General features: G+C 57.9%; 44 protein-coding genes. 23 read left to right on the forward strand and 21 right to left on the reverse strand.

Translation table 11 applies throughout. The annotated features are described in order from the left end of the window. The first annotated feature begins 14 nt into the window (after positions 1-14). Entirely contained in the window at positions 15-245 is a 231-nt protein-coding gene (locus TU74_RS08045) for a hypothetical protein (protein WP_048376017.1), read from the forward strand. On the opposite strand, the gene TU74_RS08050 is transcribed toward TU74_RS08045, so the two are convergent. From TU74_RS08050 to TU74_RS24125, 16 genes are all read right to left on the reverse strand, one after another. Continuing rightward, on the reverse strand, positions 242-1666 hold the full coding sequence (locus TU74_RS08050) for a DNA cytosine methyltransferase (RefSeq protein WP_048375888.1): 1425 nt from the start codon (positions 1664-1666) through the stop codon (positions 242-244). The two genes, TU74_RS08045 and TU74_RS08050, sit on opposite strands and share 4 nt — an antisense overlap. A gap of 43 nt (positions 1667-1709) precedes the next feature. Further along, positions 1710-2228, reverse strand: coding sequence for a hypothetical protein (locus tag TU74_RS24655; protein WP_241485550.1), 519 nt, complete (start codon positions 2226-2228; stop codon positions 1710-1712). Beyond that, entirely contained in the window at positions 2228-2638 is a 411-nt protein-coding gene (locus tag TU74_RS08060; RefSeq protein ID WP_139056675.1) for a DprA-like winged helix domain-containing protein, read from the reverse strand. The genes TU74_RS24655 and TU74_RS08060 overlap by 1 nt, the downstream gene beginning before the upstream one ends. A 72-nt stretch (positions 2639-2710) precedes the next feature. Beyond that, entirely contained in the window at positions 2711-3175 is a 465-nt protein-coding gene (locus TU74_RS08065) for a hypothetical protein (RefSeq protein ID WP_048375890.1), read from the reverse strand. Beyond that, the gene (locus tag TU74_RS08070; protein ID WP_048375893.1) at positions 3172-3411 is read right to left on the reverse strand and encodes a hypothetical protein; all 240 of its coding nucleotides are present in this window, start codon (positions 3409-3411) and stop codon (positions 3172-3174) included. The genes TU74_RS08065 and TU74_RS08070 overlap by 4 nt, the downstream gene beginning before the upstream one ends. Then, positions 3408-5009 (reverse strand): YqaJ viral recombinase family protein, encoded by a 1602-nt coding sequence (locus TU74_RS08075; protein WP_048375895.1) that lies wholly within the window; start codon positions 5007-5009, stop codon positions 3408-3410. The genes TU74_RS08070 and TU74_RS08075 overlap by 4 nt, the downstream gene beginning before the upstream one ends. Beyond that, positions 5006-5758, reverse strand: a complete 753-nt coding sequence (locus tag TU74_RS08080; RefSeq protein WP_047274357.1) for a recombinase RecT — start codon at positions 5756-5758, stop codon at positions 5006-5008. Before TU74_RS08080 ends, TU74_RS08075 begins: the two co-directional genes overlap by 4 nt. Positions 5759-5915: 157 nt before the next feature. Then, the gene (locus TU74_RS24115) at positions 5916-6101 is read right to left on the reverse strand and encodes a hypothetical protein (protein ID WP_139047497.1); all 186 of its coding nucleotides are present in this window, start codon (positions 6099-6101) and stop codon (positions 5916-5918) included. Further along, a complete protein-coding gene (locus TU74_RS24430; protein WP_162947723.1) occupies positions 6098-6235 on the reverse strand; it encodes a hypothetical protein in 138 nt (45 codons plus the stop codon). The genes TU74_RS24115 and TU74_RS24430 overlap by 4 nt, the downstream gene beginning before the upstream one ends. After that, on the reverse strand, positions 6232-6423 hold the full coding sequence (locus TU74_RS08085; protein WP_047274360.1) for a hypothetical protein: 192 nt from the start codon (positions 6421-6423) through the stop codon (positions 6232-6234). The genes TU74_RS24430 and TU74_RS08085 overlap by 4 nt, the downstream gene beginning before the upstream one ends. Next, positions 6420-6857 (reverse strand): hypothetical protein, encoded by a 438-nt coding sequence (locus TU74_RS08090; protein ID WP_048375897.1) that lies wholly within the window; start codon positions 6855-6857, stop codon positions 6420-6422. The genes TU74_RS08085 and TU74_RS08090 overlap by 4 nt, the downstream gene beginning before the upstream one ends. Continuing rightward, complete coding sequence (locus TU74_RS23095) at positions 6854-7477, reverse strand: hypothetical protein (RefSeq protein WP_053069981.1); 624 nt, start codon at positions 7475-7477, stop codon at positions 6854-6856. The genes TU74_RS08090 and TU74_RS23095 overlap by 4 nt, the downstream gene beginning before the upstream one ends. A gap of 30 nt (positions 7478-7507) precedes the next feature. Beyond that, a complete protein-coding gene (locus TU74_RS08100; protein WP_034135948.1) occupies positions 7508-7753 on the reverse strand; it encodes a DUF551 domain-containing protein in 246 nt (81 codons plus the stop codon). 21 nt (positions 7754-7774) lie between these two features. Next, positions 7775-8062: a hypothetical protein gene (locus TU74_RS08105; protein WP_048375902.1), complete on the reverse strand. Its 288-nt coding sequence runs from the start codon at positions 8060-8062 to the stop codon at positions 7775-7777. Between the two features lie 1034 nt (positions 8063-9096). Continuing rightward, the gene (locus TU74_RS24120; RefSeq protein WP_139047498.1) at positions 9097-9330 is read right to left on the reverse strand and encodes a hypothetical protein; all 234 of its coding nucleotides are present in this window, start codon (positions 9328-9330) and stop codon (positions 9097-9099) included. A 318-nt stretch (positions 9331-9648) separates the two neighbouring features. Beyond that, positions 9649-9822, reverse strand: a complete 174-nt coding sequence (locus TU74_RS24125) for a hypothetical protein (protein WP_157315145.1) — start codon at positions 9820-9822, stop codon at positions 9649-9651. Positions 9823-10289: 467 nt separating this feature from the next. Here TU74_RS24125 and TU74_RS08115 point away from each other — a divergent pair, with 467 nt between their 5' ends. Continuing rightward, entirely contained in the window at positions 10290-10604 is a 315-nt protein-coding gene (locus TU74_RS08115; protein ID WP_048375905.1) for a DUF1654 domain-containing protein, read from the forward strand. Positions 10605-10764: 160 nt separating this feature from the next. Here TU74_RS08115 and TU74_RS08120 read toward each other — a convergent pair whose 3' ends face one another. Genes TU74_RS08120 through TU74_RS08135 form a run of 4 tightly spaced genes read right to left on the reverse strand, consistent with a single transcriptional unit; the run spans position 10765 to position 12708 of the window. Further along, on the reverse strand, positions 10765-11352 hold the full coding sequence (locus TU74_RS08120) for a hypothetical protein (RefSeq protein ID WP_241485551.1): 588 nt from the start codon (positions 11350-11352) through the stop codon (positions 10765-10767). Next, entirely contained in the window at positions 11342-11590 is a 249-nt protein-coding gene (locus TU74_RS08125) for a hypothetical protein (protein ID WP_048375908.1), read from the reverse strand. The genes TU74_RS08120 and TU74_RS08125 overlap by 11 nt, the downstream gene beginning before the upstream one ends. A 43-nt stretch (positions 11591-11633) precedes the next feature. Beyond that, positions 11634-11873 (reverse strand): hypothetical protein, encoded by a 240-nt coding sequence (locus tag TU74_RS08130; RefSeq protein ID WP_048375911.1) that lies wholly within the window; start codon positions 11871-11873, stop codon positions 11634-11636. Between the two features lie 4 nt (positions 11874-11877). Next, positions 11878-12708, reverse strand: coding sequence for an XRE family transcriptional regulator (locus TU74_RS08135; RefSeq protein ID WP_048375914.1), 831 nt, complete (start codon positions 12706-12708; stop codon positions 11878-11880). 103 nt (positions 12709-12811) lie between these two features. Here TU74_RS08135 and TU74_RS08140 point away from each other — a divergent pair, with 103 nt between their 5' ends. The 13 genes from TU74_RS08140 to TU74_RS08200 all read left to right on the forward strand — a co-directional run bounded on the left by TU74_RS08140 (position 12812) and on the right by TU74_RS08200 (position 19612). After that, positions 12812-13036, forward strand: a complete 225-nt coding sequence (locus TU74_RS08140; RefSeq protein WP_047274381.1) for a helix-turn-helix transcriptional regulator — start codon at positions 12812-12814, stop codon at positions 13034-13036. Between the two features lie 30 nt (positions 13037-13066). Next, complete coding sequence (locus TU74_RS08145) at positions 13067-13255, forward strand: hypothetical protein (RefSeq protein WP_047274383.1); 189 nt, start codon at positions 13067-13069, stop codon at positions 13253-13255. 333 nt (positions 13256-13588) lie between these two features. After that, entirely contained in the window at positions 13589-14431 is an 843-nt protein-coding gene (locus tag TU74_RS08150; RefSeq protein WP_048375915.1) for a hypothetical protein, read from the forward strand. Further along, positions 14428-14658, forward strand: coding sequence for a hypothetical protein (locus tag TU74_RS08155; protein WP_048375916.1), 231 nt, complete (start codon positions 14428-14430; stop codon positions 14656-14658). Before TU74_RS08150 ends, TU74_RS08155 begins: the two co-directional genes overlap by 4 nt. Next, on the forward strand, positions 14658-15419 hold the full coding sequence (locus tag TU74_RS08160; RefSeq protein WP_048375918.1) for a DnaT-like ssDNA-binding domain-containing protein: 762 nt from the start codon (positions 14658-14660) through the stop codon (positions 15417-15419). The genes TU74_RS08155 and TU74_RS08160 overlap by 1 nt, the downstream gene beginning before the upstream one ends. Further along, positions 15416-16144 carry a replication protein P gene (locus TU74_RS08165; protein ID WP_048375920.1) on the forward strand — a complete coding sequence of 243 codons (729 nt, stop codon included), beginning with the start codon at positions 15416-15418 and terminating at the stop codon, positions 16142-16144. The genes TU74_RS08160 and TU74_RS08165 overlap by 4 nt, the downstream gene beginning before the upstream one ends. Continuing rightward, positions 16141-16461 (forward strand): phiTE_015 family protein, encoded by a 321-nt coding sequence (locus tag TU74_RS08170; RefSeq protein ID WP_047274393.1) that lies wholly within the window; start codon positions 16141-16143, stop codon positions 16459-16461. Before TU74_RS08165 ends, TU74_RS08170 begins: the two co-directional genes overlap by 4 nt. Beyond that, positions 16458-17123, forward strand: coding sequence for a hypothetical protein (locus TU74_RS08175; protein WP_048375921.1), 666 nt, complete (start codon positions 16458-16460; stop codon positions 17121-17123). Before TU74_RS08170 ends, TU74_RS08175 begins: the two co-directional genes overlap by 4 nt. Continuing rightward, on the forward strand, positions 17120-17350 hold the full coding sequence (locus TU74_RS08180) for a hypothetical protein (protein WP_048375922.1): 231 nt from the start codon (positions 17120-17122) through the stop codon (positions 17348-17350). Before TU74_RS08175 ends, TU74_RS08180 begins: the two co-directional genes overlap by 4 nt. Beyond that, positions 17343-17930, forward strand: coding sequence for a DUF1367 family protein (locus tag TU74_RS08185; protein ID WP_048375924.1), 588 nt, complete (start codon positions 17343-17345; stop codon positions 17928-17930). Before TU74_RS08180 ends, TU74_RS08185 begins: the two co-directional genes overlap by 8 nt. Beyond that, positions 17927-18526: a recombination protein NinG gene (locus tag TU74_RS08190; RefSeq protein WP_048375925.1), complete on the forward strand. Its 600-nt coding sequence runs from the start codon at positions 17927-17929 to the stop codon at positions 18524-18526. The genes TU74_RS08185 and TU74_RS08190 overlap by 4 nt, the downstream gene beginning before the upstream one ends. Next, complete coding sequence (locus tag TU74_RS08195) at positions 18523-19068, forward strand: hypothetical protein (protein WP_048375927.1); 546 nt, start codon at positions 18523-18525, stop codon at positions 19066-19068. Before TU74_RS08190 ends, TU74_RS08195 begins: the two co-directional genes overlap by 4 nt. Positions 19069-19270: 202 nt before the next feature. Continuing rightward, positions 19271-19612: a hypothetical protein gene (locus TU74_RS08200; protein WP_048375928.1), complete on the forward strand. Its 342-nt coding sequence runs from the start codon at positions 19271-19273 to the stop codon at positions 19610-19612. On the opposite strand, the gene TU74_RS08205 is transcribed toward TU74_RS08200, so the two are convergent. Then, on the reverse strand, positions 19609-20061 hold the full coding sequence (locus TU74_RS08205) for a hypothetical protein (RefSeq protein ID WP_048375930.1): 453 nt from the start codon (positions 20059-20061) through the stop codon (positions 19609-19611). The genes TU74_RS08200 and TU74_RS08205 overlap by 4 nt on opposite strands. 94 nt (positions 20062-20155) lie before the next feature. Between TU74_RS08205 and TU74_RS08210 the strand changes: the two genes are divergently transcribed. The 8 genes from TU74_RS08210 to TU74_RS08250 all read left to right on the forward strand — a co-directional run bounded on the left by TU74_RS08210 (position 20156) and on the right by TU74_RS08250 (position 26416). Continuing rightward, complete coding sequence (locus tag TU74_RS08210; RefSeq protein ID WP_048375931.1) at positions 20156-20527, forward strand: putative holin; 372 nt, start codon at positions 20156-20158, stop codon at positions 20525-20527. Further along, entirely contained in the window at positions 20520-20804 is a 285-nt protein-coding gene (locus TU74_RS08215; RefSeq protein WP_048375932.1) for a phage holin family protein, read from the forward strand. The genes TU74_RS08210 and TU74_RS08215 overlap by 8 nt, the downstream gene beginning before the upstream one ends. A 275-nt stretch (positions 20805-21079) precedes the next feature. Further along, positions 21080-21550, forward strand: coding sequence for an Ntn hydrolase family protein (locus TU74_RS08225; protein WP_047282144.1), 471 nt, complete (start codon positions 21080-21082; stop codon positions 21548-21550). Beyond that, the gene (locus TU74_RS08230; RefSeq protein WP_048375933.1) at positions 21516-22139 is read left to right on the forward strand and encodes a putative metallopeptidase; all 624 of its coding nucleotides are present in this window, start codon (positions 21516-21518) and stop codon (positions 22137-22139) included. The genes TU74_RS08225 and TU74_RS08230 overlap by 35 nt, the downstream gene beginning before the upstream one ends. 31 nt (positions 22140-22170) lie before the next feature. Then, positions 22171-22647 (forward strand): DUF2280 domain-containing protein, encoded by a 477-nt coding sequence (locus tag TU74_RS08235; RefSeq protein ID WP_047280205.1) that lies wholly within the window; start codon positions 22171-22173, stop codon positions 22645-22647. Next, on the forward strand, positions 22622-23944 hold the full coding sequence (locus TU74_RS08240) for a phage terminase large subunit family protein (RefSeq protein ID WP_047293915.1): 1323 nt from the start codon (positions 22622-22624) through the stop codon (positions 23942-23944). Before TU74_RS08235 ends, TU74_RS08240 begins: the two co-directional genes overlap by 26 nt. After that, positions 23941-25356 (forward strand): DUF4055 domain-containing protein, encoded by a 1416-nt coding sequence (locus TU74_RS08245; protein ID WP_048375934.1) that lies wholly within the window; start codon positions 23941-23943, stop codon positions 25354-25356. The genes TU74_RS08240 and TU74_RS08245 overlap by 4 nt, the downstream gene beginning before the upstream one ends. Beyond that, the gene (locus tag TU74_RS08250; protein ID WP_048375936.1) at positions 25331-26416 is read left to right on the forward strand and encodes a minor capsid protein; all 1086 of its coding nucleotides are present in this window, start codon (positions 25331-25333) and stop codon (positions 26414-26416) included. Before TU74_RS08245 ends, TU74_RS08250 begins: the two co-directional genes overlap by 26 nt. The last annotated feature ends 26 nt before the right edge of the window (positions 26417-26442 follow it).

A 26442-nucleotide genomic window follows, 5' to 3' on the forward strand; every position in this document is an offset into this window, starting at 1 on the left:
AAATGGGCTGGACCATGACCAAGCACGATATTTACGATGAGATCGAAGGCTTTCAGGTTTGGAACTACATGGAGTGCGACAAGGACGAGGAAGGCCGGGAGACCTGGCGTATCAACGTCGAGGTAAAGAGTGGTGGTGAGGTGGTGGTGCCGGTTGTTGCCGGTGACCGAACCTATGTTGACCGTGGCCTGGCGCAGGTTGCCGGGCGTGAGGTCGGGGCCCGTTTGATTGCCGAGCGGGCTTAAAGCTGCTGCAGAAGGCGCCTGCCGATCCAGCGAACCACGGTTACCGCCTTGCTGTTGCCGATTGCCTTGTAGCGCGGGCCATCCGGGCATTCGTCGGCGGGCTTGTTGCGCCAGGGGATTAGAGTGTGGTCGTCAGGGAATCCCTGAAGTCGCTCGCATTCGGTGGGAGTTAAGCGGCGAACTGCTGACCCAGACTGAACGGCCTGTACCTCGGCGCGAGCTTCCAACGTGTAGGCATGATCGGCCTGTACTCCCACACCATCCGGTCCGCTCGCAGGGTTTGTGCGAAGTGCGCCCGCCTGGATTGCGTGAGTCACAATTGGCTGACCCCGCCCCGTGCCGTCCTCGCTTCCGTCGAAGCCTTCGGCCTTGAGTGTGTGAGTGATTTCGCCGGTTACGCATACCGCGACTTGGCCACCTGCATTTGCATGGCTGCCGCTATGGTTCATGGCGCGCAGGGTTGGAGCGATTGGCCCGGCGTCGGCGCCGTAGTCCTTGCAGGTGAAGGCAAGCACCGCGTTCTCTTGCCCATTGTTTCGCCCCAGGGCAAAGGCAAGGTGCTCGCTTGTTCCTGGGTCTTGCGTGCCATGCACTACCAGTAGACCGGCTTCGGCGTCCTGCTGGGTTGCGCTGCCAGCGGCCTTTCCATTGGCGTTAAGCGTTCCGGCAATCAGGTGTCCTGCTTGAGCCTGGTTATCGTCTGCGCCACATGTTCCAACGCCGTTTGCAGTGAGTGCGGCAACTGCCTTGATCTCGCCTCGGCGCGGCGGAGAATCCCGGCGCAGGCCATCGCGCTCAAAAAGTACCGATGTGGGATCGAACCCTTCTCTAGCACTTGCCACAACGAACACGCGTCGGCGTCGTTGGGCCAGGCCGAAATGTTGGGCGTCCAAGATCCGCCAAGCGATTGCTCTTTTGGGTCCATACACACAACCAGCGTCCGTCCACCTTTTCCCTGAAGGGTGCAGCTCGCAGTCTTCCCCAGCAAGCGCGCCAAGAAAGCATCCGAAGGCGTTCCCTTTGTCGCTGAGGACGCCGGGGACGTTCTCCCAGACGATAACGCTGGCTGGCTTTCGCTGGCTGGCGCGAACATAGTCAACTGCATCTGCAAGCTCCACGTATTTGATGGTGAGGGCGCCGCGCGGGTCGGTGAGGCCTTCGCGTATACCGGCAACCGAGAAGGCTTGGCACGGGGTGCCGCCGACCAGCACGTCCGGCGCTGTGATCTTGCCGGTCAGCACCAACGCGGCCAGCTTGGTCATATCGCCGAGGTTCGGCACGTCGGGGTAGTGGTGAGCCAAAACCGCCGAGGGGAACGGCTCAATCTCGGCGAACCAGGCGGCGCGCATGCCCAGCGGGTGCCAGGCTTGTGTCGCGGCTTCGATGCCGCTGCACACAGAGCCGTAGGTGATATCGGGCATAGGGGATCCTCGCCGGCTGGCGTGATTCGTTGATGGGGTATGGTTATTCGTCGTGACAGATGCGCAGGGTCTTGCGCTTGAATTCAGCGTCAAGCAGTCGAGCGTATCGATCTGGCATCACATACTTTTCGCGGGGCGGCGCCGTCAGGAATGGCATACATTGCACTGGACCGCACTCATGTAAGGCCTGAATCGCCAGCCGCATCGCCGCGCATTCATCCTTCGCGCCCGACCACTCGACCAGCAGCGCTAGTGCGTTTCGTGTCCCTTGCCTGATGCGGAAGCGGATCATCTCGCCGCCCGTGATCGGCGCCACGTTTTCGTGATAATCCAAAACCGGGCGCGAGCAGAGGAATCGAATCACACCGTCACGGCCAAGGGCTTGAATGTGGTGGATCATCAACGTCAGAGCCTCGCCTTGCTCCTCGATTCCAGCCCACTCCATCAGATCAGCCAGTGCCTGTCGCGTGCCTGGCCTGACCCGCAGGCGCAATTCCTCTTCCTGAGCCTTGGACCGCCTGAGCGATGTCCGCTCGTCCCGTTGCTTCTGACTCAGTGCCATCACGCAGCCCTCAGCGCTTCATCCTCATGATCGAGGTTTTCGAGCGATGCCCAGATGATCTCGCGGGGCGCTTTCGACATAGCGCACATCGCGACGATCTTGCTGATTGCCGGGCTCTTGGCTCGACTGCCGACATCTGCCAGCACTTCCTTGAGTATCGTGGCGGAGGGCTGAAGTTCGGCGGCCAACGCCATGACCAGCAGCACATGCAGGCCATCTACCGGGCGTTTCTCGGCGCGCCACCACAAGTGCGGTTTGCCGATTGCTGCGCGCTCTCGGGCGGCCTTGCCCTTCAGTTCAAGTTCGGCAAGGTCTGCGCGCACTGCCTGGATGGTCATGCCGGTCGACTCGGCCAGCATCTGAGCCGTCATGCCGGCCGATTGAGTGAGGTAACGCCAGATTGGGGTCATACTGAATACCGCTCGGTGGAATTTTTAGTTGTTCGGCTCTGCGCCGGGTTCGAACCTGCTTACTAATGCGCCTCATGCTGCCTGGGCCCGCTGGCGCCACACGCCCATGGCGGTGAATACGCGGTTGGCCTCGACCTCAGTGAGCGTCACGTCGTCCGGTATGGCAAGCCAGCCCGACCCGATCATGTGATTCGGGTTGCTCGCCGCGACCAGCTCTGCATGCTTCTCGATCATCAGCTGTTCCAGATTCGCCACCAGGTGCACGCCGACGGGCGAGAACTCGGTTGACTTGCTGTACTGGCTGCCGTCCGGCTGCTGGCAGAAGACGCTCATGTAGATCGTCCAGCGGTGGGCCAGGTCGCAAAGCGCGTTCGCCACCGGGAGGCTGGTGATTTGTCGGCAGTTCTTCCAGTTCAGCATCACCTGTCGGTCTGGCGGCTGAACGTCGACCACTGCGGCGTGATTGGTTCGCACCAGGGCGCGGCGGGACCGGTCAATCTGAGCGCGCCGGTTGCAGGGCTTGCGGACTTTGCTCATATCGCCTCCGCCAGCTTGCGCAGCCTGAACCGCTCAGCCCGCGTGAATAGCACGCCTTTGCGCTTGAGTACCGTGTCGGGGTCGATCCAGCTTTTCCGTGGCGGCTTCGGCTCAGGCCGGAAAACCCCTACCTGCCGCACCTCGCCGCCACGCATTTCAAACTCGGCCATGGCCGCAGCCAGGCGCGCCGATTCGACGCTGTTGCGCTGAATTGCGCTCAGTTCTGTGGTCATCATGCTGCCACCTGCTCCAGGGTTACCCCCGGCATATTGAATTCAGAGCCTTGCGACTCAACCATGTCGTCGAGGTTTTGCCAGTTGACCGTCAGCACCGAAATAGGGACCTCTCCGGCCGCGACTGCCTTGACCAACGCTTCCATGTCAGTGACTCGCGCTTCGTGACGTACTGGTTTGGCCTGGACCTTCGTAGACGGGACTGCAGCAACTCGGGCAACCGCGGGGGCAGGCTGTGGAGCGGCTTCAACGACTGGAGCAGGCTTTACCTCAGCCAGACGCTTCTGTTCGGCTTCGTCCGCCAGGCGCTTGGTTTCCGCTTTGACTGCTTCGGCCTTCTGATGCTCATCGATCCGAAACTTGACCAGCGTCACCAGGTCGTCATTGGCCTTCATAACCAATTGCTGAAGGTCGTTGAACAGAAAGGCGTGGTCGGCGGCCAGTTCGGCAAGGCTTGTCAGGTTCAAGCGAATGCTGTCGGCCGTTTGGCTCGCATCGATCTTCGCCCGGGCCAGCTCGGTATCAACAGCGTCCTGCAGGCTGGCGATGGTGCGCTTGTTCTTCATGGCGCCGACGAAGTCCGCGTGCACGCTCGGCAGGACTACCTTGCCCAGGGTTTTGTTGATCGCCGCGACGTGATCGATCAGCGCCTGTTCGGCCTTCTGCTTGATGTTGGTCTTTACGGCGAGCTCCTGCGCCTTCACCAATTTGTCGACCTTCAGGCGGGTTTCGCGGGCATGCTTGCTGATGCGCTCCAGTGCGCTGAAAAGCTCGTCGATGGTCTGGGTTTGCGAAAGCGCCTGTTTCTTCGCCGCCGTCACTGCGTCTTCAACATCGCCGCACCACTTGACGGCTTTCTTCGCGTCGGCGAAGTCTTGGTCAGTGGTCAGCGTGGTTTTTACCGAGTCAATGACCGCCAGTGCCGACTGCTCAAACACTTTCAGGTTGCTGGCGGTAACCATGCCGGTCAGCTCAATGCGCAGCGCTGGCAGCTCGTCCGGGGCCTTGCCGACCACGATTGATGGGGTGTCCGCCACTTCGTGCGCAGCGAGATCCGCCTCGAACTGTTTCCAGCCTTCGACCAACTGCTCGGCGCGGCCCGCGACCGGGCGATATTCCATACTGACAAAGTTTTCGGCGGTGCCGTCGGAGCAAACAAAAATCACCCGCTCGGCACCACTGACCAGCAACTGCTGTTCAAGCTGCCAGTAATAATGGGGATCGAGCTCGCCAGCCTTTACCTGAGCGACCAAGGATTCATTCCAGAGTTTGTGCTCGAACAGCGTCTCGCCGAGCATCGTCGCACCGTCCATCGAGGCGAGCAGGTTGCCCAGCGTGCCGACAACCGGATACAACTCTTCGCCGATCTGCACTTCTACCAGCGGGCGGGCCGCCGCTTCAGTGGCGTGGCCTTTGTCGAAGATGAACTGCTGTGACGGCGTGACGTCTGGAGTAATACCGGTCTTCTTCAGGGTCAGCAGTTCGGTACGGGTCTGGTACTTCGAGGCGCCCATCATGGCGGGGGCTTCGGAGGCGGTGAAGTGCTGGGCGCGCAGGGCGTGCCACTCGGCGGAGCCTTGAGCTACGTTGTGAATTTTCATGCGGCTTCACCTTCAAGTGGCTTGAGCTGGTTGATGGAGTCAATCTGTTCGGCGGTCAGCGTGTATTTGCTGCTGACAGTGGCGATGACTTGTTCGGGCGACTTGCCACCTTCGATTGCCTTCCGCCATTTCGGCAGGTTCTCTGTCAGCTTCTCGTCGGGATACGCCTCAAGCTCCGTCGGCGCCGCGATCTTGGCTACGCTGGCGAGCGGCTGGCCGTTCTCGCGCTCTTTCGGCATGTCCTGCAACTCTTCCGCGACCGGCATGCCGCGCAACACATCAGGGAACACGTCACGCAAGGCGAAAGCTCGGGCCCGCATTTGGCGCATTCGCTTCGGGTGTTGGGTCCAGGGGCCTTGCTTGCCCATCAAACCCGCAGTTTTTGCATCGTCCATGTCGAAGGTGCGGACCTGCTCGTCTTCGCCGCGGCGCTTCACTCGGCAGGTTGCCGTGTGTCCGTCGTCGCTTTCGTAGACGTACTCGCAAAGAGGGGAGCCGCGCACCAGGGCAATCACTGCGTCACCCCAGAGCGCCGGGCGCCCGTTGATGACCGCGATGTTCTGCATCGCTTGCAGCGGCTGCAGGCCCAACTCCAAACCCCACTGGATCGCAACCAGGATGTTGCCCGGGTTGCCGAGGAACTCTTTCGGCACAATGGTCGACTTGGCCAGGATGTCGGCGAAAGCCATTGCCTCGGTCAACGATGACGGCGTTAGGCTGAAACTTTGCTTGGTGGTTAATTCGGACACGACAGAATCCTTGCCGCGATGCTCGCAGCGATTGAAGGTGTTGGTTATTGAGTGATTCGATCGGCGAGAGCGCTGAGCAACATCACGAAAGTAAAGAATGCGAGTGCTATGGCAGACCCGCGCCAGAAGCAGTAGCGCTTGGCTCTTTGGTAGGAGGTCATGGCTTTGTTTCCGGGAAAATTCGCCGATAAACCGGATATGGATTAATTACCTCCGCATCGAACATTTTCTCGTAACGACGACGAGCATTTTCTGCGGCTTTCTTTGAGTAGAAGAATTTGTCAGCGCCTGATATTTCAACCATCCAGCCAACAGGGTGATCACAAATCTCTTGGACGCTCACATTGCCACCTTGCAAGTCCAGCGGCCCGCACACTTGCAAGGCTGCTCGATCCATTTCACTTCGGCCAAAAGCAAGAAGCCTCGATTTCTCAAGGCTTCCACGATTCCTGTAAATGATCCGGCGATGATGGTCATGACACCTCCTTGCGCCGGGCAACAATCTTGTTGAGGCGCCCGCAGTAGTGGTTGAATTCGGCGATGGTGATGCGATCGTCTAGCATCATTTCGCTCAGCGTTTTCTGGATCATCACCGACCAGCTGACCGGTGTTTGGCTATCTTCAAGGGTCTCAAGCTCTTCGCCGATCAGTACGTGAGGGCTCATAGATCACCATCCACATCGTCTTCACGCTCTTCCCGTTCTGCTGCAACAGCGTCGGCGGCGTATGGATTCAGAAGCTCCATGGCGATGCGCTCGGCGGCTTCTATGGGACGCTGCTGGCCGATCAGGTCGGCGGCGTGTGTCCTGGCATCGCTCTGACTTCCAAGGATTGCCGAAAGGAACAGTCGGGCGAGTGAGTCGCGCTCATCCAGTCCGTCTATTTGGCGCTGATTCAGGATGCCTTGCAGATAGGTGCAGTACCGGTCGAAGGTCACGACCTGCGGACGGCCAAAGCGCCGCTTCCACTTGATGTCCATGCCGCACACCAACTGCTCGGCCGAGTGTTCCAGCCATTCCTGTTCCGGGTTCGCCTCGCTGATATCTGGAGGCAACTGAGCGTCGTAACGCTCTTGGCATATCTTCAATGCTGCGTTCATGGTCGCCTCCTTGGGCGTGGCTCAACCGTTGGATACTCACCGACCTGGCGGGCTTCGTTCTCGTACATCCTGAGAAGAGCGACGCATATAACCTGGTCGGCATCGGCGCTATCGCAATAGAGATTTACGCGTGCCTTTATCTCGCCAAGCCTGTAGGCGCGGTAGGCGGCGTGAGCATCGTCGGCGCTATCAAAAATCCCGATACTCTTGGTCTTCCCGAAGCTTTTGTAACGAGCCCTGAATCTCTTCCCATGCATGTGAACGCCCATCGGAAGGTCTCTATTTTTTGTAGAGAGATTGGCCAGTAGAGAGTTGATCCATGCAGGAATGAAAAGGCAGGTTTCCGGGCTGTAGATTCGGTTTCCGATAACTTTCAAGTCTTTATCGAGAACCATGCCCTCCCAATGCTGTGTGTCCATCCATTCTTTAAAGCGCGAATACTTAAGCCAATCGGGATCAACCGAGCAGCCTTGATAGGTCGGATACAAAGCAAGGTACTCGGGTGAATAGCACCGGCCCAACATCCGGACCCAAGCCCGGTAACGCTGATCATCGGCGCGGCCTATCCCACCCCAAGGAGCATCATTTATCCCTACGCCATAGACTAGAGATCGGCTCATTACTTACTCTCTTGCCCATAGGGCGTGGCGTTATTCGGTGGGCGGGGCGGGGAGTGGCTGCCAGTGGGTTACTTTTTTAATGCATTCCCGGATAGCGAACTTTTGAACCTGTCCAAGCTGGTAGAACACACCAGCGCCGCGCCAGATTCCGTCCGGGTGAAGAATTGCCAAGCCCGTATCCAGGCATGGCTCGCCATCAGCGTCGGAGTGGTAAGCCACGATTACCTCAATCGGGAAACCCGGCAGCCGGTCTTCAACCTTGATCCAATCGCTCATGGCGACCTCCAGTGTTTGGGGTTAGGCGGTGGCTTTGGCGATGAGGTTGTCGTATGCCTCGACTCGCTCGCGCAGGACTGGCATCACATCGACGAGACCGCGAAATATCGTCACAACATCTACAAGGGCCAGAAGCAGTTGAGGCGACATCGCCATCAGCTTTGCGTTGGCTTCTCCCTCTTCGATCAGGTGGTTGTAGGAGGCGATCACGATGTCGCCATCTTCGGCCGTTACCTGCGCCTCGATCTTGTCGACGTGGTTGTAGCCAGACCAATACGACCAGGGCCCAGGCGTATGCTTCGTTTCCATGACTTTCTCCATTCATTGGTTCACCTGTATTCGTCAACACTCATGCCTCCCGCTGGTTGCCGATGGGCGCGGGGGAGGAGTGCTGACGTAATAGAGGCGGGAAGGGTGGGTGATCGTCTTTCCGATCTGTCAGCCCGGTAGCTTGGCGGTGCGCCACCTCATCGCTCTTCGTGGTGCATAGGGTCGGCAGGAACACACGTTGCTTGTGCCCACCTACTGCGTCGCCACTACTCGCGTTTATCGGTTTGTTTTGGCTTTCGCCGAATAAGTGCAGATGGCCGGAGCTGATCCCGGCATGACTGGACTCAAACCAGCCTACGTTTTACGAATGACCGCGACCCTTGCGAGCCGGGCGCTATGGTGTCGATTCACCAGCATCAAGCGGGTCTGACCGTTCCACCGTTGCTGGCGGACTATGCTTTCGTATCCGATCCCTGAACTACATCAGGGGTGTTTTCCCGTACGTGATCCCATCAGCCTGGGCATTCATCTGCTTGTTGCGGTGATGCAGGTGGGCGGTTATAGGCCGCGATTTCGTCCGCATCGGGGTGTGATTTGGCAGGGATTCGAACCCAAAAGACTTACGTCGATTTCAGCGGCGCCGCCGTCCTCAACTGCACCAGCTTGGTGTGGCGCCCCTGATCCGCCGAGGCATACTCCAAATTACACCCCGATGCGCTCTCATAGAGAGGATCGGGCAGTTAACGACAGTGCTGACGTGGTGCCTGTTTTTACAGGGGCAGGCTCCCTGTTTCCTCGCTTTCCACAGTCGAGGGAAATCCATATGCTTTGACCTCCACAGTCGAAACAAGGAATGCAGTTATGGCGAATTACATGGTGCGGGTTGAGATCTTCAAGGCTGACGGCGAGGAATACGCAGACCTGCATAAGGCACTGGAATCGCTTGGCCTCAAAAGGACGGTTCAAGGGGATAATGGGGTTCTCAGGATGCCGCCTGGCACCTACTACGGAGCAAGCTCGCTGGGAACCTATGAGCTGAGGGAGAAAGTTAAGACTATTGCCGCCCCCTTCTCCTACCCTGCCGATCCTTCAGTGTTTGTCTCTGAGTCAAGCGACTGGTCTGGCTGGCTTCGACTAGCCTGAGACGAACTACCGCCGCCAGCGGAAGGTCTTCCTTTGGGCATTTCACTTACCCAGTAGGCCAGGTAGTTTGAAGCGATGGCGAAAGCCTCATCAAAAGTGACGCTTTCATCCGTCGCGATCTCCTGAATAATCTGGCGAAACCGCTCAATCTGATCTTCGTTCATCTCACTCTCCTGCTTTCCGCGTGGCCCTGAGTAGGGCCACCTGGAGAGCATCCGACTTGAATTTGGTGCCCGGATATTTACCCACGCCGGGCCGTGCTAGCCTCTCCAGTCCCTACAACCGTTGAGGCAACAACATGGAAATTGCTAAACCGAAATGCTCGGCATGCGGAGTCGAAGGATTGACTAAGGTCGCCATCCAACCCGCCCCGGCAAACAAGAACATCCTGGTTGCAAGCTGTGGCGACTGCGGAAACATCCATTCAGTGTTTGCAAAGCCTTTTGAGCCGCCTCAGGTGCCGAGAGCAAACCAGGTCGAGATCATTCAGTAGCCAGGAACTGAGAGTAAGTGGCGGCTGGGTCCTGCTCAGCACCTTGTCGCCACAACTCAACAAAGTGCCGGTAAGCAGATTCGGCGAACTGCTTGGCCAACTGATCAAATTCGTCGGTGCCTGGCTTTGGAATTACTTCAATCGTCAATCCTTCAATCTTCATCTGCTAATTCTCCGGTTTGATTTCCCTGATACCCCTCGTGAGAAGGTCATCGAGGAAATCTGTTTTCTCCACCACGCGAATCGCCGGATTCATATCTCTGGCCAGGTCACACATTTCGTGTCCGGTGTTCTTCCTGGCTGGCTTGCGTGGTTTCGCGTACTCACATGAGGGAGTACGGCAGCTACCAGAGGCTGCATGGACGACGGTTTAGCTTTCTCACCACCGGGGTTGCCGGTACGTCGTTGGGTCACGTCAGGTTGTGTAAAGAGCGATCAGGCCCTGAGGCCCTGGCGAGTCCCTGTTGGGTGACTCGATGGGGTGAACTATCACGCATCGTGTTTATTTCGTCAACACAAAATGTGATTTATTTTTGCAAATAAACACGGCCGAAATCTGTTTACGCCTGCTACATGGTCGAGCTATGATTTTTCTACTACTGGTTATATGTACAGCTAAGGAGGATTGAAATGGCGAAGGGGCATAAGCATGCGAAACCTACAGCACGGCAGGAAATGAGCGGAGTAGAGCGCCTAGGGCTGCGAGTTTCAGGAATGATCAATCACCCATTTTCGCAAGAGCGGCGCTGGGTGAAGATTCATCGGCTGGATACCGACGGGGATAGGGAGTGGGGCGAGGTAATGGGCTTGCTGGCCGAGACGGACGGCATCGACATTACCTTCAACGATGACGAGACGGTGACGCTAAGGTGGGAAGCAAGCGCGGATGATGAGCGCCCAATTGAAGTGGTCGAGGCGGTAGAGGAGGAGCCAGCGCCTTTCTGAAGGTCGCAAAAAAGCCCGCTCGGTGGCGGGCTTTCTGTAACACCTGGGACGCCGATCCTTCAGCACTGCCAGTGTGCAATCCCTCGGATTGCCAGTTCAATGGTGGCATGACGAAGGGCAGATACAAGAAGCCCGGCGCTGGGCCGGGCTTTGAATGAGATTACTTGGTGGGCTGCTGTGTAGCGGGCGGGTTGGCCTTGTTACTTTCGTTACCTGAGGCGGAGTCTTTGCCTGATGAAAAGGCCGCCAGCGTAGTTTGGGCAACCATAAGGGCATTCCCTTGGTTGGTAAAATAAGCACCGACCAAGATTGCAGCCACTGCCAGCAGCTGCACACCAACGGCGGCCCAATAGTTGTTTTTTACTGTCGCGGCCTGCTTGGCTGCTTCTTCCGCGCCTTCGGCTGCCTTTGTAGCCCGCTCTGCGAGCATCTCAAATCGCTTGTCGCGCTCAGCCTGCGCCTTGTCTCTCTCAGCTTGAGCTGCAAGGAAACCATCAATTTTGGACGAGACAGATTCAACCCGAGCATCCATCTTGACTTCGATGGTCTCCATTCGAGCGTTGAATTCTTCGCGTGTGATGTCGTTCATGGGATCAGTATCGCGCGCTAAGAGCATTTTGTCATGTGCGGCTATGGCTATCTTCTTCTCCAGGTCAGCAATTGTTTCTTCTTGCTTTGCGTACTGTCGCTGGAGCAGGGTTGAGGACACATTTCCTTCCGGCATAGGGTCGCCAGCCTTAACTTCCACCGTTGAGCACCTGTATTTTTGAAAGCTCGTCCAGAATATCCATCTGTTTTTTCAAGCCTTTGAACTCATCGAGCATTTTTGATCTGAGCGTAGAGGGGAGGTCTGGCTCCTGGGCCATGGAGGAAACCAAATTCATGATTGTTTCGGTGTTCGCAATACTGAGGGCGTGCAACCTGGATACCAAAAGCTTCAGCTTCAGTACCTCCTGAAATTGATCCGCGCTTTTATCGTCATCCATGCTGCTCTCCAATTCAAAATCTATTAATGCTGCGTCGGGATACCTATCTAGACTTGGCTCGCGTCACTTGACCGTTTTTCACCTCATCCGCATACCCCGCCAGCCGATCCTCCCCAGCATGAAACACAGTGCACATCTTCAGTGCCGCCTGCGCATCCGCCTCATTCCCCGCTTGACTCAGCCCATCAGCGATCCTCTTCAGCTCTACGGCCGACCACTTCAGGTCTGAGGCGATGCCCTGTAGGTAGCGCTTGAGGTCTTGGCTGGGCTTGGTGAGGGGCATGGCATTACACCAAGTTGGCATTCCAGACGAGGAGCACGCGCGCCTGGATGTAGGTCTCATCGATAAAAATGTCCTCGGCTTTGTGCTTACGGTTGTCCGAGATCATCTTGAATTTGTCTTTCCCCTTCATCTGTAGGCGCTTGATGTACTGGAAGCCCTGATAGGAGAAGAAGTAAATCCCGTCGCCGATGAATTCCTTGATGCTGACATCGACCAGTAGCGGATCGCCATGCTTGATGGTTGGCGTCATGGACTGCCCCCAGCCGGTGATCATCTTCAGATGGAAGTGCTCTTTGAACTCGACGCCCATGGCTCGGAGCTTGGAGGGGCTGACGCGCACGTCCTGGAGCATCTCGGGGAAATCATGAGCAATTTCGCCGCCGCCCAAAGCTCCGCGCACGTCGTAGTGAGCAATCCATACCTCGTCCCCAACAAGGCCGGGGCGGGAGAAGTCCACCGTGACGACGTTGCTGTCTGCAGTATCCGCTACGGCAATAATTTTCTGCTTCAAAGCCTCCGGCACATTCTTCCCGCTCTTGGCGAGCATTGCCCGGACTGCATCGGCGGCGCTGCCTGGGGCGACCGAGGTCTGCGCAGTCTCAAAGCTGAGGGGGCTAAGGTCGGCTGGTGGTGTGCTTAGCAGTAGCTGTGCGTCATCAATTCTGAGCGCTTTGGCTATCGCGGAGATGTCAGCCAGGTTTGGCTCTCTGGTCCCCGCCTCGTAATTACCCACTCTCGACTGAGACTTCCAGCCGCAAGCATCTGCCAACTGGGCCTGGGAGAGGCCAGCTTCTTTCCTGAGGCGCTTTATGCGCTGCGCTAAAGATTCGTTCATTCGCGGGATTCAATCACGAATTGAAATACCCGGCTTTCACTTATTGTGTTTGCCTTTAACACGATGCGTGTTTATCCTGTGTTTAATTATGAAGGAGCACCAGATGAATCAAGTCCGAATGATCCGCGAGAGGGCTGGCGTCACACAGGCAGCGCTGCGCCGGGCGCTCGGCTGGAATCAATCCCGCCTGGCGAATTACGAGTCCGGTCTTCGTTGCCCAGGGCTCAGCGAGGCCCGACTCATCGTCAACGCCTTAAATGTGCTCGGCGCGGAGTGCGAGCTGGATGACGCCTTCCCTCCCGAAAAACAGCCATTAACAGCCGCTTAAACCCAATTCATCAGCCACAAGGAGCAACACATGCATTACGACCCAAGCCACATGCACGACAAGCCGACAAAGGTGCGCCTCGACGAGGTGGCTGACGATCTGCTTACCGCAATGGCGAGATACCAGCGCACACAAAAAGCCGTTCTTGCTCGGGAAATACTTGAGCGCGGACTGAACCAGATGATGGAAGAGCTTAACGCAAAGACCGATGTGGCCTGAAGTTGCCGAGGAGGCCCTGTGCCTGAAACAAAACAGCTGGATGTCCAGCTCGAATGGGAAGGAGTCAGCAATCTGGAGTTTTTAGCCAGGCAAGCAGGCGTAACACCGGAAGAGCTGGCAGCAAGAATCATCAACAAGGAATTGGACCGAATGTCTAGACCACCCCCAAGCAGGGGCAAGGTCAGGTCGCTAGGGCGAAGGGCTGATTAGCCCCTTAGGGACTATTAAGGAGCTGCCAATGAAACAACTGATTACCGAATCGCAGGCACAAAAAAGCCACCGGGCAATGGTGGCTTCTTGTGCAGCACTTAAAACTAATGTCTGGAGCGAATAATGCCTATTCCCCAATCGATCGTCAACACCAACGAATCCGCGCCACGTTTTCTGCAATCGCAAAACGTGGCGCGGGAAGTTTCGATGACCAGCCTTGAGCTTGTCGAATTCATAAATGCTCATCGCTCACGGCAATCCGCCGAGACCGGTTCTAAATTTGCTTTGCTCATGCACAAGAGCTTCTTAGGCAAAGTGCCCGAGGTTTTGGGCGAGCAGGCATCGGCAAAATTTATTGCCGATCTCCCTGATAGCTATGGGCGCCCGCGAAAGGGCTATTCATTCCCAAAGCGCGAATCCTGCCTGATGGCAATGTCGTACAGCTACGATCTCCAGGCCGCAGTTTTCGACCATATGACAGCGCTGGAGGAGCGACTTTCGCAAAAGGTCGCACTCCCTTCATACGCCGAGGCCCTGCGCCTGTATGCCGACCAGATCGAGCAGACAGAGGTGTTGCGCGTAGAAAACCACCAGCAGGCCACGAAGATTCAATGCTTGGAAGACCTGTTCAGGGAGGGCGAGACGGCAGCTCAGTTCTGCAAGCGATTAAACGGCTTGAACGTCATGCAGGTGAACGCCTGCTTGAAGGCTAAAAACTGGCTGTTCACTGAGGGCCGGTCCGGCACCCGGTGGCGCGTCTCCTCCTATGCCCGCGACAAGTACATGACCGAGCACCAGCACGAAGTCACCCCGCATGGGAAAGACGCATTCATCTCCTACACACCCATCCTGCTGAAGAAGGGCGCTGCACGCCTGTACGACCTGTACCTGGCCGGCGAGCTGCCCATGAAGAAGACCTGGGACGGCCTGTTCACTCACGACAAGGCTATGCGGGGTGCTGCATGAGCCGGATAACGATCGTTCTCGACAGCCCCACAGAGCCAATCCACTTGGGCATGACGCTAGCTGGCGGTCGCCTCACAAGCGCATGCCTCGGCGACCAATCAGAGCTTCTCGAGACAACCAAGAAGCTCCAGCGCGCGCTGTTCTATTACAACCAGATGCCAGAAGCCGAACGCCTCGCAATTGAGCGCGAAGCCGCACGCATCATCGCCAAATTGGAGGCCGCGTAATGGCCGGAGACTGGATAAAAATGCGAATCGACCTCCAAACCCACCCGAAAGTTTTCCGCATTGTGTCCGCATTGAAAGCGGACAGGTTGCGGGTGATTGGCGGACTGCATGTCGCTTGGAGCATCTTCGACACTCATTCTGCTGATGGCGTGCTGCTGGGCTATGACTGCAATGCGATGGACGCTGTGATCGGCTGGCCAGGGTTCACGCAGGCCATGATCGACGTGCAGTGGGCTTCTATAGATGAGGCTGGAAGCCTTGTAATGCCTCGCTTTGACGAGCACAACGGGGCAAGCGCCAAGCGCCGTGCGAACGACAATGAGAGGAAGCGCACCGCACGAAAGTCGGGAAGTGTCCGCAAAATGTCCGCAAGTGATGCGGACGAAATTCGGACCAGAGAAGAGAAGAGAAGAGAAGATCAAAACCCTCTCTCTGCGCGGGAAGCTGTCGACCCTCGCATGCCCAGCGAAATGACCCTCGACTGGCACCCGGACGACAAGCTGCTGAAAACCTACTCGGTTCACTCAGGCGTAGCGCTGGACCTGTTCACCGAAGATGCGCGCCGGGCATTCACTGCCCACTACGAGCCGCGCGGCCAAGTGAATACCCAGGCCGAATGGGTGCAGATGCTGGTGAAGTGGGTGCTGAGCGATCGGAATCGAGCAGCATCGTCGAACGTCAGGCAGTTCACGCCGCGCCAGAGCAATGAGCCCGACTTCGACAGCAATGCCTGGGCCGAAGGGCTTGTGGTGAGCCCATGAAGCCAGTCAGCCAATTGATGGCGACCATGGGCAACCTGCCGCCAGCCATTCACGCTCAGCCGTTGCACGTCACACCGCAGACGGCAGAAGTGGTGAATGACCTGTTCCGTCGCCTGCGCGGGATATTCCCGGCATGGCGTCAGGCGTGGCCGTCCACGGAAGCGCTCGACGCTGCCAAGGCCGAGTGGATCAAGGAGTTTGCCGACGAAGGCATTCGTACCTTGGAGCAGATCGAGTTCGGTATCCAGAAGTGCCGAAAGCTCAAGAAGCCCTTCGCGCCGAGTGTGGGGGAGTTCATCGCGATGTGCGTGCCAGGCCCGGAAGACTTCGGCATGCCTTCGGCCGCCGGGGCGTGGATGGAGGCGCTGATGGAGGCCTACAGCCACGAAGGCGTGCGCATCGCTGCCATCGCCACCGGGCTGTTCGACCTGCGTTCCGCCAAGCAGGAAGACAAGGGCCTCCGCCAGCGCTTCGACCACAACTACGCCGTCGTGATCCGCCGCGCCCAGGAAGGTCAGCCGCTCGACGGAAAGATCCTCACCGGCATCGGCCACGACAGCCAGAAGACGGACTTCGAACTCGCCAACGAACTGGCCGACCAACAAGCCCAGGCGCGAATCCTTCAGCAAGGCATCCCGGCCGACGGCAAGTCAGCCCGCGAGCTGCTGCTGGCGAAAATGAACATCAAGCGCGAGCCGGTGTGCGGCGCGGAGAAGCGGACATGACCGACAAGATGCGTGAAGAGTTTGAAGCCTCGGTGCTGAGCGAATACCCCAATCAAAACATGGGCAAATTCGCCACCGGCGAGTACCAAAGCACCACGATTGAGCATTGCTGGTGGGCATGGAAGAAATCCCGCGAGGTGCTGGTGATTGAGTTGCCCCAGATCGTTGGGTACGAGGCCGGTTACGACTCGATCCGCGAAAACGAATACGCCTCACAAAGCAGCGAGCTTTTCGATGCTGATGAGGTGTTTGCTCTGTGTCGCAGCATTGAGGTTCGTGAAGCCATCGAAGCCGCTGGCGTGAAGGTGAAGTCATGAGCGACAACACCGATCTGAAGCGGCTGGCCCAGCGCGTAATCGACATCGAGGCGCTTGACGGCGGAGAACCGATTGGTGAGGCCTGGGGTGAGTTTGAAGCTGCTGCAACGCCTGCTGCAGTCTTGGCCCTGATCGCCGAGAACGAGCGGCTTCATGAGAGCGATCAAGAGGCGACCGAGCTTTGCGACACCCTGTCCGTTCTTCTCGGGGAAATCGCAGTGGCGGTGCGCGGCCCGGAAGAGCCTAAATCGCGCCACGGATTCCACGACCTACCATCCCGTGTAAAGACGGTAGTTTCCGAGCGCGACCAGCTCAAGGCCGATAACGAGCGGCTGCGTGCCGACTATGCCGGATTGGCGAGATTCAACCCTGAATGGGACCGCGCAGCAGCCGCACAGGATTCGGTGCGTGAACACATGGCGATGGTCGTTCAACTCAAGGCCGAAGTAGCCGGCCTACGCACCGGCTACGAAGCCTACGAGCGGGTGAATGCTGAGCTGAAGGCTGAGGTGGAGGAGCTGCGCAAGTCCCTACTGGATGCAGCCGAAGAAATTGATGCATGGGGCTCATACGCAAGTGATTACTTCCAGGAAAAGCATGACCTTGCTGGCTGCGTAGCAAAGTTCCATGCGGCCGCCATGGGCAAGGGAGAGCAGCCATGACCCTGGATTCAATCGCTTTGTGGCTTGGCTACGGCTCAATGATTGTTGGCGCCGTGCTGCTGATCACGTCGATGCTCTTCGTTGGCGGTTGCGCGTTTGCTGCGGTCGCCAACAAGAGCCTTCGCGCGCTGATCCGCATCTACGACCTCAAGACCCTGCGCGCAACCATGCGCCAGCTTGAGGCTGAGGGGAAAGTGAGTATGAAGACGGGGGTGAAAAATGGCTGAGGTCGCTCTTATTCGTACCGCCCAAGGCCTCGTGCCAGCCACTGAAGCTGATCGCGAGCTGACCCAGAAGTGGAAGCTGGGCCAGGTCATCCACGGCAAATTCACCAAAATGCGCAACGCAAAATTTCATGGCAAGTTCTTCTCCATGCTGGATCTGGCTTGGGAGTATTGGGAGCCGGTTGGCGGCCTGATTCCTCGGCAAGAGCTCCGCGGGATTCAAGGGTTGGCCAAGTTCTTCGAAGCGCAAAGCGGTAAGCCTGGGCAGCTGTCGGATGCGGTGGCTGCGTACATCTCAGGCCTTGAGTCCTCTCGCGCAGATCGTTTTCCAGCGGTGGACAAAAGCCGTGAAGCATTTCGCGAGTGGGTGACGATTGAGGCGGGACACTTCCACCTGGTGCACACCCCTGAAGGCGTTCGCAAAGAAGCCAAGTCGATCAGCTGGTCGAGCATGGATGATCTGGCATTTGAGCCTTTGTATCGCGACGTTTTCAATGCCTGCTGGCGGCTGGTGTTGTCGGCGCACTTCGAAACGGAGCAGGACGCCTTGAGTGCTGCTGATCAGATCGGGGGCTATGCATGAGTCTCGCAGTCAAGCAGCCTCGCCCCAAGAAATGCAGCGTTCCACAGTGCAGGGCCTCATTCGTCCCCCGGGAGAGCTTCCAGACCTGGTGTTCGCCGGACTGCGCTGTCGTCATTGCTCGCGGCAAGCAGGAGAAAAAGCGCAAGTCGCTGGCCCTGGTTGAGCGCCGCGAGATCAAGGTTCGCAAGGAGAAGCTGAAGTCACGTAGCGACCACATGAAAGACGCCCAGCAGGCTTTCAACGAGTTCATCCGGTGGCGGGACCGGTCGGCGGGCCGTGCGTGCATCTCCAGCGGCCGGCCGCTGGATTGGAGCGGCAACCAGACAGATGCTGGCCACTATCGCAGCGTCGGCTCGGCACCGCACCTCCGCTTCGATGAGCGCAACTGCCATGCACAAAGCAAGCAGGACAACCGGTTTCTGTCTGGCAATGCCGTGGATTACCGGATCGGGCTGATCGTCAGGATCGGGCTGGCTGCCGTCGAAGCGCTCGAGGCTGACCAGTCGGTGAAGAAATACACGATCGATGAGCTGAAGGCGCTGACCGCGCATTACCGGGCGCTGACCAGAGAACTGAAGAAAGGAGAGGCGGCATGACTTACAGAAATGTTGTGGCAGCAGTAGTCCGGGCCCTGGCCGCCGAAACGATCAACTCAGCCGGCGGGAATGACTTCGAGCCAAAGGTGCAGTGCGCCAAGCAGAAGGGGGAGATCGTCGGGAAGGAGGCTGAATTCCTCGTCGACTGCATGGTTCACGCAAGGCTTCGTGCCCAGCTCGCCCCTGATCATTGGAATGCGCTGGTCGCCCAGTACTCGACCCACGCGGAGCGCAAACACGCCGCGATAATCTTGATTGCCAAGGCCATTAGGTCGCCAGCGCCGGAGCGATTCAGACATGCGGCCGTCGTGACATGGGCTATGCCCAAGCTCCCAGGTCAGGAGGGCAAGCGCTCAACTAGCGTCCTGCCTGCGGGCTGGTATTCGATGGATAACTGGCTAGATGATCCGGTACCCGAGCGCACCCAATACCGCTGGAAGTCCGCCATCTGCAAGGACCTGCGGCGCAGAGTTGATGAGGCGCTGAGTGAGGCTCAGGGCATTCTGGATGGGGAAGGGTTGATTGCTCAAAATGCTGCTTGACGGATAGTGGCAGAATGGCATAGATTAATGCCTATCTTGTCCTTCTTGCGTGTTAAGAATGACAACAAAGAACCCGGCCACTGTGTCGGGTTTTTTTGTGCCCACGATTTACCCAAACCCCTCGGAACCTCTGCCTGCAAGTTCAACGAGGGCCTCATTCGTGTCTCTGCATGCGCAGGGCATTTGCTTTCGGAGTTCGGCGATGAAGAGTGAATACCGCTGCCTGGTTGAAATGATTATTAGCGACGAGCGGAAGTTGGCCGAGGCGACGAAGCTCCATGCGGAGGCGCTGGAGCGCTTTCAGAAGGCTGCAGAAACACTTGTCGCTGTCAGTAAGCGCCTTGACTCCAGGCGTATAGAGCTGAGCCGGTTAGATGAGCTGCTTGATCGGGCTCGTCCGGCGAGTGGTGGCGGTAAAGCGGCGCCCCAGGATCTCGCTCCGACCGATGGTGGTGCTGAGATCCGGGCGCTCAGGGGAGACGTCAAGTCGCTGCAAGCGTCTGTACGGCTGCTCTGTCGGGAAAGCGTGAGAACCGAGATCTAAAGTTCGGTGCTCTTTGTAAGCACTCGCATGCCGATGGACAAAGCCTGATTCAGAGCCTCCTTGGCCATCTCCTTGGCTCCGCTCTTGGTGGCGGTGGAGAGCTTTTCTCCAAGGGTCTCGCTGCCGAGTGATGGCTTTGGTACGTGCTTAAGCGCCTGAAGTCCGAGCGAGGTCAGTACGTAGGTACAGGAGAAATGACCGTTATCTTTGCGCAGCACAAATCCTGACTGGACCAGCCAAGCCAAAGTCGCCTCAAAGAAATCGGTTTCCGGGTCGCGCTCTCCGGCGGTTTCGGAAGTTCCAGTCACAGGGTCATAGTCCAGGATTTCGACCTCGGCGAGGCCTGCAGTCCGGGGCGATACACCTGTGTGCACAGGGAATGCTTCATACAGGTGGGCGAGTATGTCTGCGCTCATCTCATCAAAACGCTCGATATTTGTTTTTGCCATGGCTCGGTCCATCGTCTTGCTGTAGGGGCGTCGACGATAGCACGGAGCCATACGCCCGCCTTTGTGCGGGTTTTTTCTTTGTGGAGTATCAACGATGGCCGAACCGAGTACCGGTGCGCTGGCGGTGACGGCTGCTGTTGGCATGACCACTGCCAGCCTTATCCCTGGAATTGATGTAAATGCAGTGGTCGGGGCTTTTGCCGGTGCCATGTTCTTTGTGGTATTTGCCAGAGAGCTGACGCCATGGTCGCGCTTCGGTTACTTCCTTGCCTCCTGGGTGCTGGGCTATTACGTATCGAGCGAAGTGATGGGGCGTAACTGGGCCAACACCTCGGGTCTGGTGGCCTTTTTCGGCGCGCTGTTTTGCGTGGTGATCTGCATCAGCCTGCTGGAGTGGGTTCAAGGCGGAAAGACGCCTGGCTGGTTGCGCTTCATCGCTGACCGCTTTGGAGGTCGCAATGGTTGACCCTTGGACGTTAATAGCAGGCACCTTGTGCGGTGCCATCTGCTACCGCATTGCGGCTTATCGCCGTGACGGTGCTCGGTACCGCGCAGGAGTGTCATGGCTGGCTTACTTGCTGGCCGTTGGCACAGGGTGCGAGTCACTACTTATCACGTTGTCGGTGATGTTTTCCAAGCCCGTGCCGACGGTGTCGCCTTTCCTGTTGATGGTACTGATTGTTCTGTCGGTACTGGTATATCGCGCTCGGGGCAATGTCGCTCGCATTCTGCGGATGGATTGAGCCGCGCCACGTTTTCGAATGCGCCAAATCGTGGCGCGAGGAAAAATCATGGGTTGTGTAAGTAACATTTCCGCTACAGCTTTCCCAAAGCAGGGTTCATTTACAGGCAGCAGGGTTCGGGTGTGCTTCAACTACGACACTTCGGCCTGCATCTTCGGGGAGGTCATCCGCGATGACGCCGAGGCTCCAGGGGTGATGATCATCCGTTTGGACGACTCTCGCTATGTGCTTTCCACGGAATGTCAGTGGCAGCCTGTATCGTCGAAGGTGACTTGATGACGACCATTGCCTACAAAGACGGCGTGATCGCCTATGACTCTCGCCAAACCCGAAACGATCGCATTGTCTCTGACAATGCCCCGAAGTGCCAGGTTGTCAGTGGGGTCAGCTTCTTTCTGTCGGGTGCGGTGTGCGACGAGAAGGCGCTTATCGCGGCCTACTTCGGCACTCCCTCGGCGGTCCCTGTCGAATGCTCAGGCTATGTCGTCGATGGCGGCAATCTAATGATGGTAGGTCATGACGATAAGACAGGAATCTGGAAACAGGAGCTCGACCTTTCCAATCCAGATGCCATTGGCAGTGGCTCTGCATATGCAATTGCCGCAATGGATATGGGTGCAAGCGCAGAAGATGCGGTGCGTGCTGCGATGAAGCGAGACATCTACACAGGCGGCACGATCCGCAGTGCGTTCATCAACGAGGGGATGGCTGATGCAAAGACCACTACCCCCGGCGTCACTGCTTGAGCTATCGGACCTCTCGGACTTCGGTGTCCGCCTGACGCCCGCCCCTGAAGTTTGGGAATGGCTCCAAGCCGAGATACTTGCCGATACCGGCAGCATTCACAACGAAGACCATGCCCATCTACTGGACGCAGACATCCAGATCATGTGGGCATCGTCGAGCTTCGAGAAGCAAGGCCGCACAGTCCTCGGTCAGGCCGAACAGGTAGCGTTCCGCGCCGGTGGCTGGCAGAAAGCCCGTATGGAGCAACAGATGCGTGATTGGTTCGGCGATGTGCCGGCTTTCATCATCACGCTGGCTGCCGACTACTGCGCCCAGTGCAGCGACCTTGAGTTCTGTGCGCTCCTGGAGCACGAGCTGTATCACCTGGCTCACGCGACCGACAAATACGGTCAACCTGCATTCACCCAAGACGGCGCACCGAAGATCAAGCTGCAGGGCCACGACGTGGAAGAGTTCGTTGGTGTTGTCCGCCGCTATGGCGCAAGCCCTGATGTTCAAGCGATGGTGGATGCTGCAAACAAGCCCGCCGAGGTGGGTAAATTGAACATATCGAGGGCCTGCGGAACCTGTCTGCTCAAGTCGGCCTGATTCTTGACAGGCTCTAGACGGATGAGAATTTATGGCAGTCCTGAAAAATGAGGTGAAGAGCTTCATCGTTCAGGCGCTGGCGTGCTTTGACACACCGTCCCAGGTGGTGGAAGCCGTCAAGAACGAATACGGGGTTGTGGTGAGCCGCCAGCAGGTGGAGACGCACGACCCAACCAAGTCTGCCGGGAAGGGGCTCGCAGTGAAGTGGATGACCTTGTTTCACGACACCCGCAAGCGATTCAGGGAAGAAACTGCCGAGATCCCTATAGCCAACCGCGCCTTCCGTTTGCGTGGTCTTGGGAGAATGGCTGAGAAGGCCGAAACCATGCGCAACTTGGCGCTGACCGCTCAGTTGTACGAGCAGGCCGCCAAAGAAGTCGGCGACGTTTACGTAAATCGCCGCCTTGAACCTGAAAAACCTCTTGGCTCCCACGCGGACCAGCAGCACGCCATTGCTGAGTACACGCTGGAGCCTGATGAGCATGTCCCGACTTCCCCGCACCTTTGATCCTCCGGTCAAGCTGACGCCCAAGCAGGCGAACATTTATTGCTGGGGCTTCCAGCCTGAGGCGCGCTTTCGCGACGCGGTGTGTGGGCGCCGGTTCGGTAAGACATTCTTGGGCAAGGCTGAGATGCGGCGCGCTGCGCGACTGGCTGCTGAATGGGGCGTGAGTGTTGAAGACGAGATCTGGTACGGCGCGCCGACGTTCAAACAAGCCAAGCGCGTGTTCTGGCGGCGCCTGAAGCAAGCCATCCCTGAGGCGTGGCGTGCGCACCGCCCGAACGAGACCGAATGCTCTATCACCCTCAAGTCCGGCCACGTCATGCGCGTGGTGGGGCTCGACAACTACGATAACCTGCGGGGCTCCGGCCTTTTCTTCGTTCTGGTGGATGAATGGGCGGACTGCCCGTGGGCCGCGTGGGAAGAAGTGCTGCGGCCGATGCTCTCGACCTGCCAATACACGATTCCGGGTATCGGAGTGCGCAAGGGCGGCCATGCGCTGCGGATTGGCACACCTAAGGGCTTCAATCACTGCTACGACACGTATCTGGACGGCAAACCAGGCGGCGAGCCTGACCACAAGAGCTGGCAGTACACGTCATTACAGGGAGGCAATGTTCCTCCTGAAGAGCTGGATGCGGCCCGCCGCAAGATGGACCCTCGGACGTTTCGGCAAGAGTACGAGGCCGGTTTTGAGAATTACGCTGGCGTCGTTTACTACACGTTCAATCGTGCTGAATGTCGCACCAGCGAGCGGATCAAGCCGGGCGAGGCTTTGCACATTGGCATGGACTTCAACGTCATGAAAATGAGCGCCGTGGTCTACGTGGTTCGCGACGATCTGCCGTTGGCTCTGGATGAGTTCCACGCTGTGCGTGACACGCCGGAGATGATCGAAAAGATCAAGGTTCGCTTCTCGGGACACAACATTGCCGTTTACCCAGATGCTAGTGGCCAGAACACCAGTAGTAAGAACGCCAGTGAGTCAGATTTGTCGCTGCTTAAGAAGGCCGGGTTTTCAGTCATTGTTGATTCGACAAATCCGGGGGTTAAAGACCGTGTGAATGCGGTCAACGCCATGTTCCTGAACACCTACGGTGAGCGCCGCTTAAAGGTCAATGTCGATCAGTGCCCGCAGCTCACCTTGTGCCTAGAGCGTCAGACTTATACCGACAAGGGAGAGCCTGACAAAGACCCTAAGAAGGGCCATGACCATATGAACGACGCTGCGGGCTACTTCATCGCCAAGCGTTACCCAATCAAAACGGTTGTCACCTCTATCAAAATGGGATTCGCCCGATGAGCAACGACGTCTCCTACAAGCGGGCTGATTACACCGAAGTGCTGGATCGCTGGGCCACCGTGCGCGATGTTTGCGCCGGCCAGCATCGTGTTGTCTCCCGGCTGCCTTATATCAACTCGCACGACAAATCCCCAGAAAATGCTGATCGCAACAAGGCTTACCGTGAACGGGCGGTGTTCAAGAATGCCACCGGTCACACTCGGAACGGTTTGCTTGGCCTGGCATTCCACAAAGACCCGACGCTGACTGTGCCGAAGAAGCTGGAGTACCTGCAAGACAATGCCAACGGTTCTGGCGTCAGCATCTATCAGCACTCGCAAGGCACGTTGGAAAAGGTGCTTGAGGCCGGGCGTCACGGCCTCTATGTCGACTATCACCAAGATGAAGGCGTGGGCGGGCACTCGGTGATCCTTTCCTACTGCGCGGAAGACATCATCAACTGGCGCACCGGGATGGTTAACGGCCATAACGTGCTGACGATGGTAGTTCTGCGCGAGGCGCCAGAAATTGAAGACGGCTTCGGCTTCAAAGTGGTCGAGCAATATCGGGAGTTGGCGTTGGAGCCGGAGGGTTTTGTTTGCCGTGTCTGGCGCAGGTCTGGGCCCAGAGGTGGCGGGCCATTGGAGGTAGTCGAGGCTTTTGCACCCACAGGCACAGGTGGCCGCCTCAAAGAGATCCCGTTTACCTTTGTCGGCGCGCAGAACAACGATCCGACCATCGATGAGTCGCCCTTGTACGACATCGCCATGATCAACCTTGGCCACTATCGAAACAGTGCTGACTATGAAGACAGCGTGTTCTGGTGCGGCCAGGCCCAGCCCTATATCTCAGGCCTTGATGAGCAGTGGCGCGATCACATGGAGAAGAACGGCATTTATGTCGGCTCCCGGGCGCCTATGTTGCTTCCGGCGGGCGGTTCTTTCGCTTACGCGCAGCCGTTGCCAAACACCTTGGTCAAAGAGGCCATGGCAGACAAAAACCAGATGATGATTGAGCTGGGCGCTCGTATGGTGGTGGCTTCGGTATCGTCCAAGACCGCCACCGAGGCCCGCGGCGACCAGTCAGCATCTACTTCAGTACTTGCGGGGTGTGTGGCAAACGTCAGCGAGGCGTATACCCGGGCCATCATGTGGTGCGGCGCTTACATGGGCATGACTGACAAGGTCGCGTACCAGATCAATCAGGAATTCGTAGAGCTGACAGCTGATCCGCAGATGATCACTGCCCTTGTTGGGCTGTGGCAGAACGGCGGTTTCGCCAAGGCTGACCTGCGTTCGTATTTGCGTAAGTTGGGGTTAATCGCACCAGAGCGCACTGACCAGCAAATCGACGGCGAACTGGAAGAGCAGGGCGACGGCCTGGGCCTAGACGACGAGGACAAATTAGATGGCGGCAAATCAAGCAGTCCTTGACGCCACGATTCGGCACGCGGTCTTCCTCGAAAAGCTGAAGGCAGGTGAGGTCGGCAAGTTCGCTCCCTTCCTGAAGGAGATCGACCGCTCAATCCGCGACCGGCTTACCCAGTCGGATCTGACCGAATACAACACGAAGCGCCTGGAAGCGTTGCTGAAGGAGGTCGACAGCCTGCTGCTGGGTATCTTCGACCGCTACAGCCTGCAACTGAACCTCGACCTGATCGATATCGCCAACTACGAGGCTGAATTTGAGGCGTCGAGTCTGGTCCGGTCAGCGCCGGTGGGCGTCGCGCTGGATGTGGTCGCGCCGACGGCAGTGGCTATCCGCACCGCGGTGTTGACCAACCCCCTCAGTGTGCGCGGCACCGGCGGCGGCAAGCTGATGAAGTCATTCATTAAGGGCTGGACCATTGCTGAGCGCGAGCGCGTCACCGGCACGATTCGACAGGGCTTCTTCGAAGGGCAAACGAACTTCCAGATCATTCGCAACATTCGCGGCACCAAGGCGGCAGGCTACAAGGATGGAGTTCTCGCCACCACCAACCGCAATGCCAGCACGGTCGTGCACACCGCGATTCAGCATGTGTCGTCCCAGGCGCGCATGGAGGTGGCCAAGGCCAATACTGATGTGGTGCTTGAGATCCAGATGATCGCCACGCTGGACAGCAAGACCAGCCAGCTATGCCGCTCGATGGACAAGCGCCGGTTTCCGGTGGATTCAGGCCCAAGGCCGCCATTCCACCCGAACTGCCGAACCACGTTCATCTTGCTGACCAAGCTCAGCGCGATGTTCGCCAAGGGCGCAACGCGTGCCTCGGTGGGTGCTGATGGCGGACAGCAGGTCAGTGCTGCCCTCGATTACTACCACTGGCTCCAGCAGCAGCCTACTTCGTTCCAGGACGTCGCCATCGGTCCTGTCAGGGCCAAGCTGTTCAGGGAGGGTGGGCTGACCGTCGAGCGCTTCGCCGAGCTGCAGCTTGATCGCAACTTTGCGCCGCTGACTCTGGTGCAGATGAAGGGGCTGGAGCCGCTGGCCTTCGAGCGAGCAGGGATCTAACCGAACACATTCAATCAGCCGCCTTC

This window comes from Pseudomonas lundensis, from assembly GCF_001042985.1.
Classification (GTDB): Bacteria; Pseudomonadota; Gammaproteobacteria; order Pseudomonadales; family Pseudomonadaceae; genus Aquipseudomonas; species Aquipseudomonas lundensis.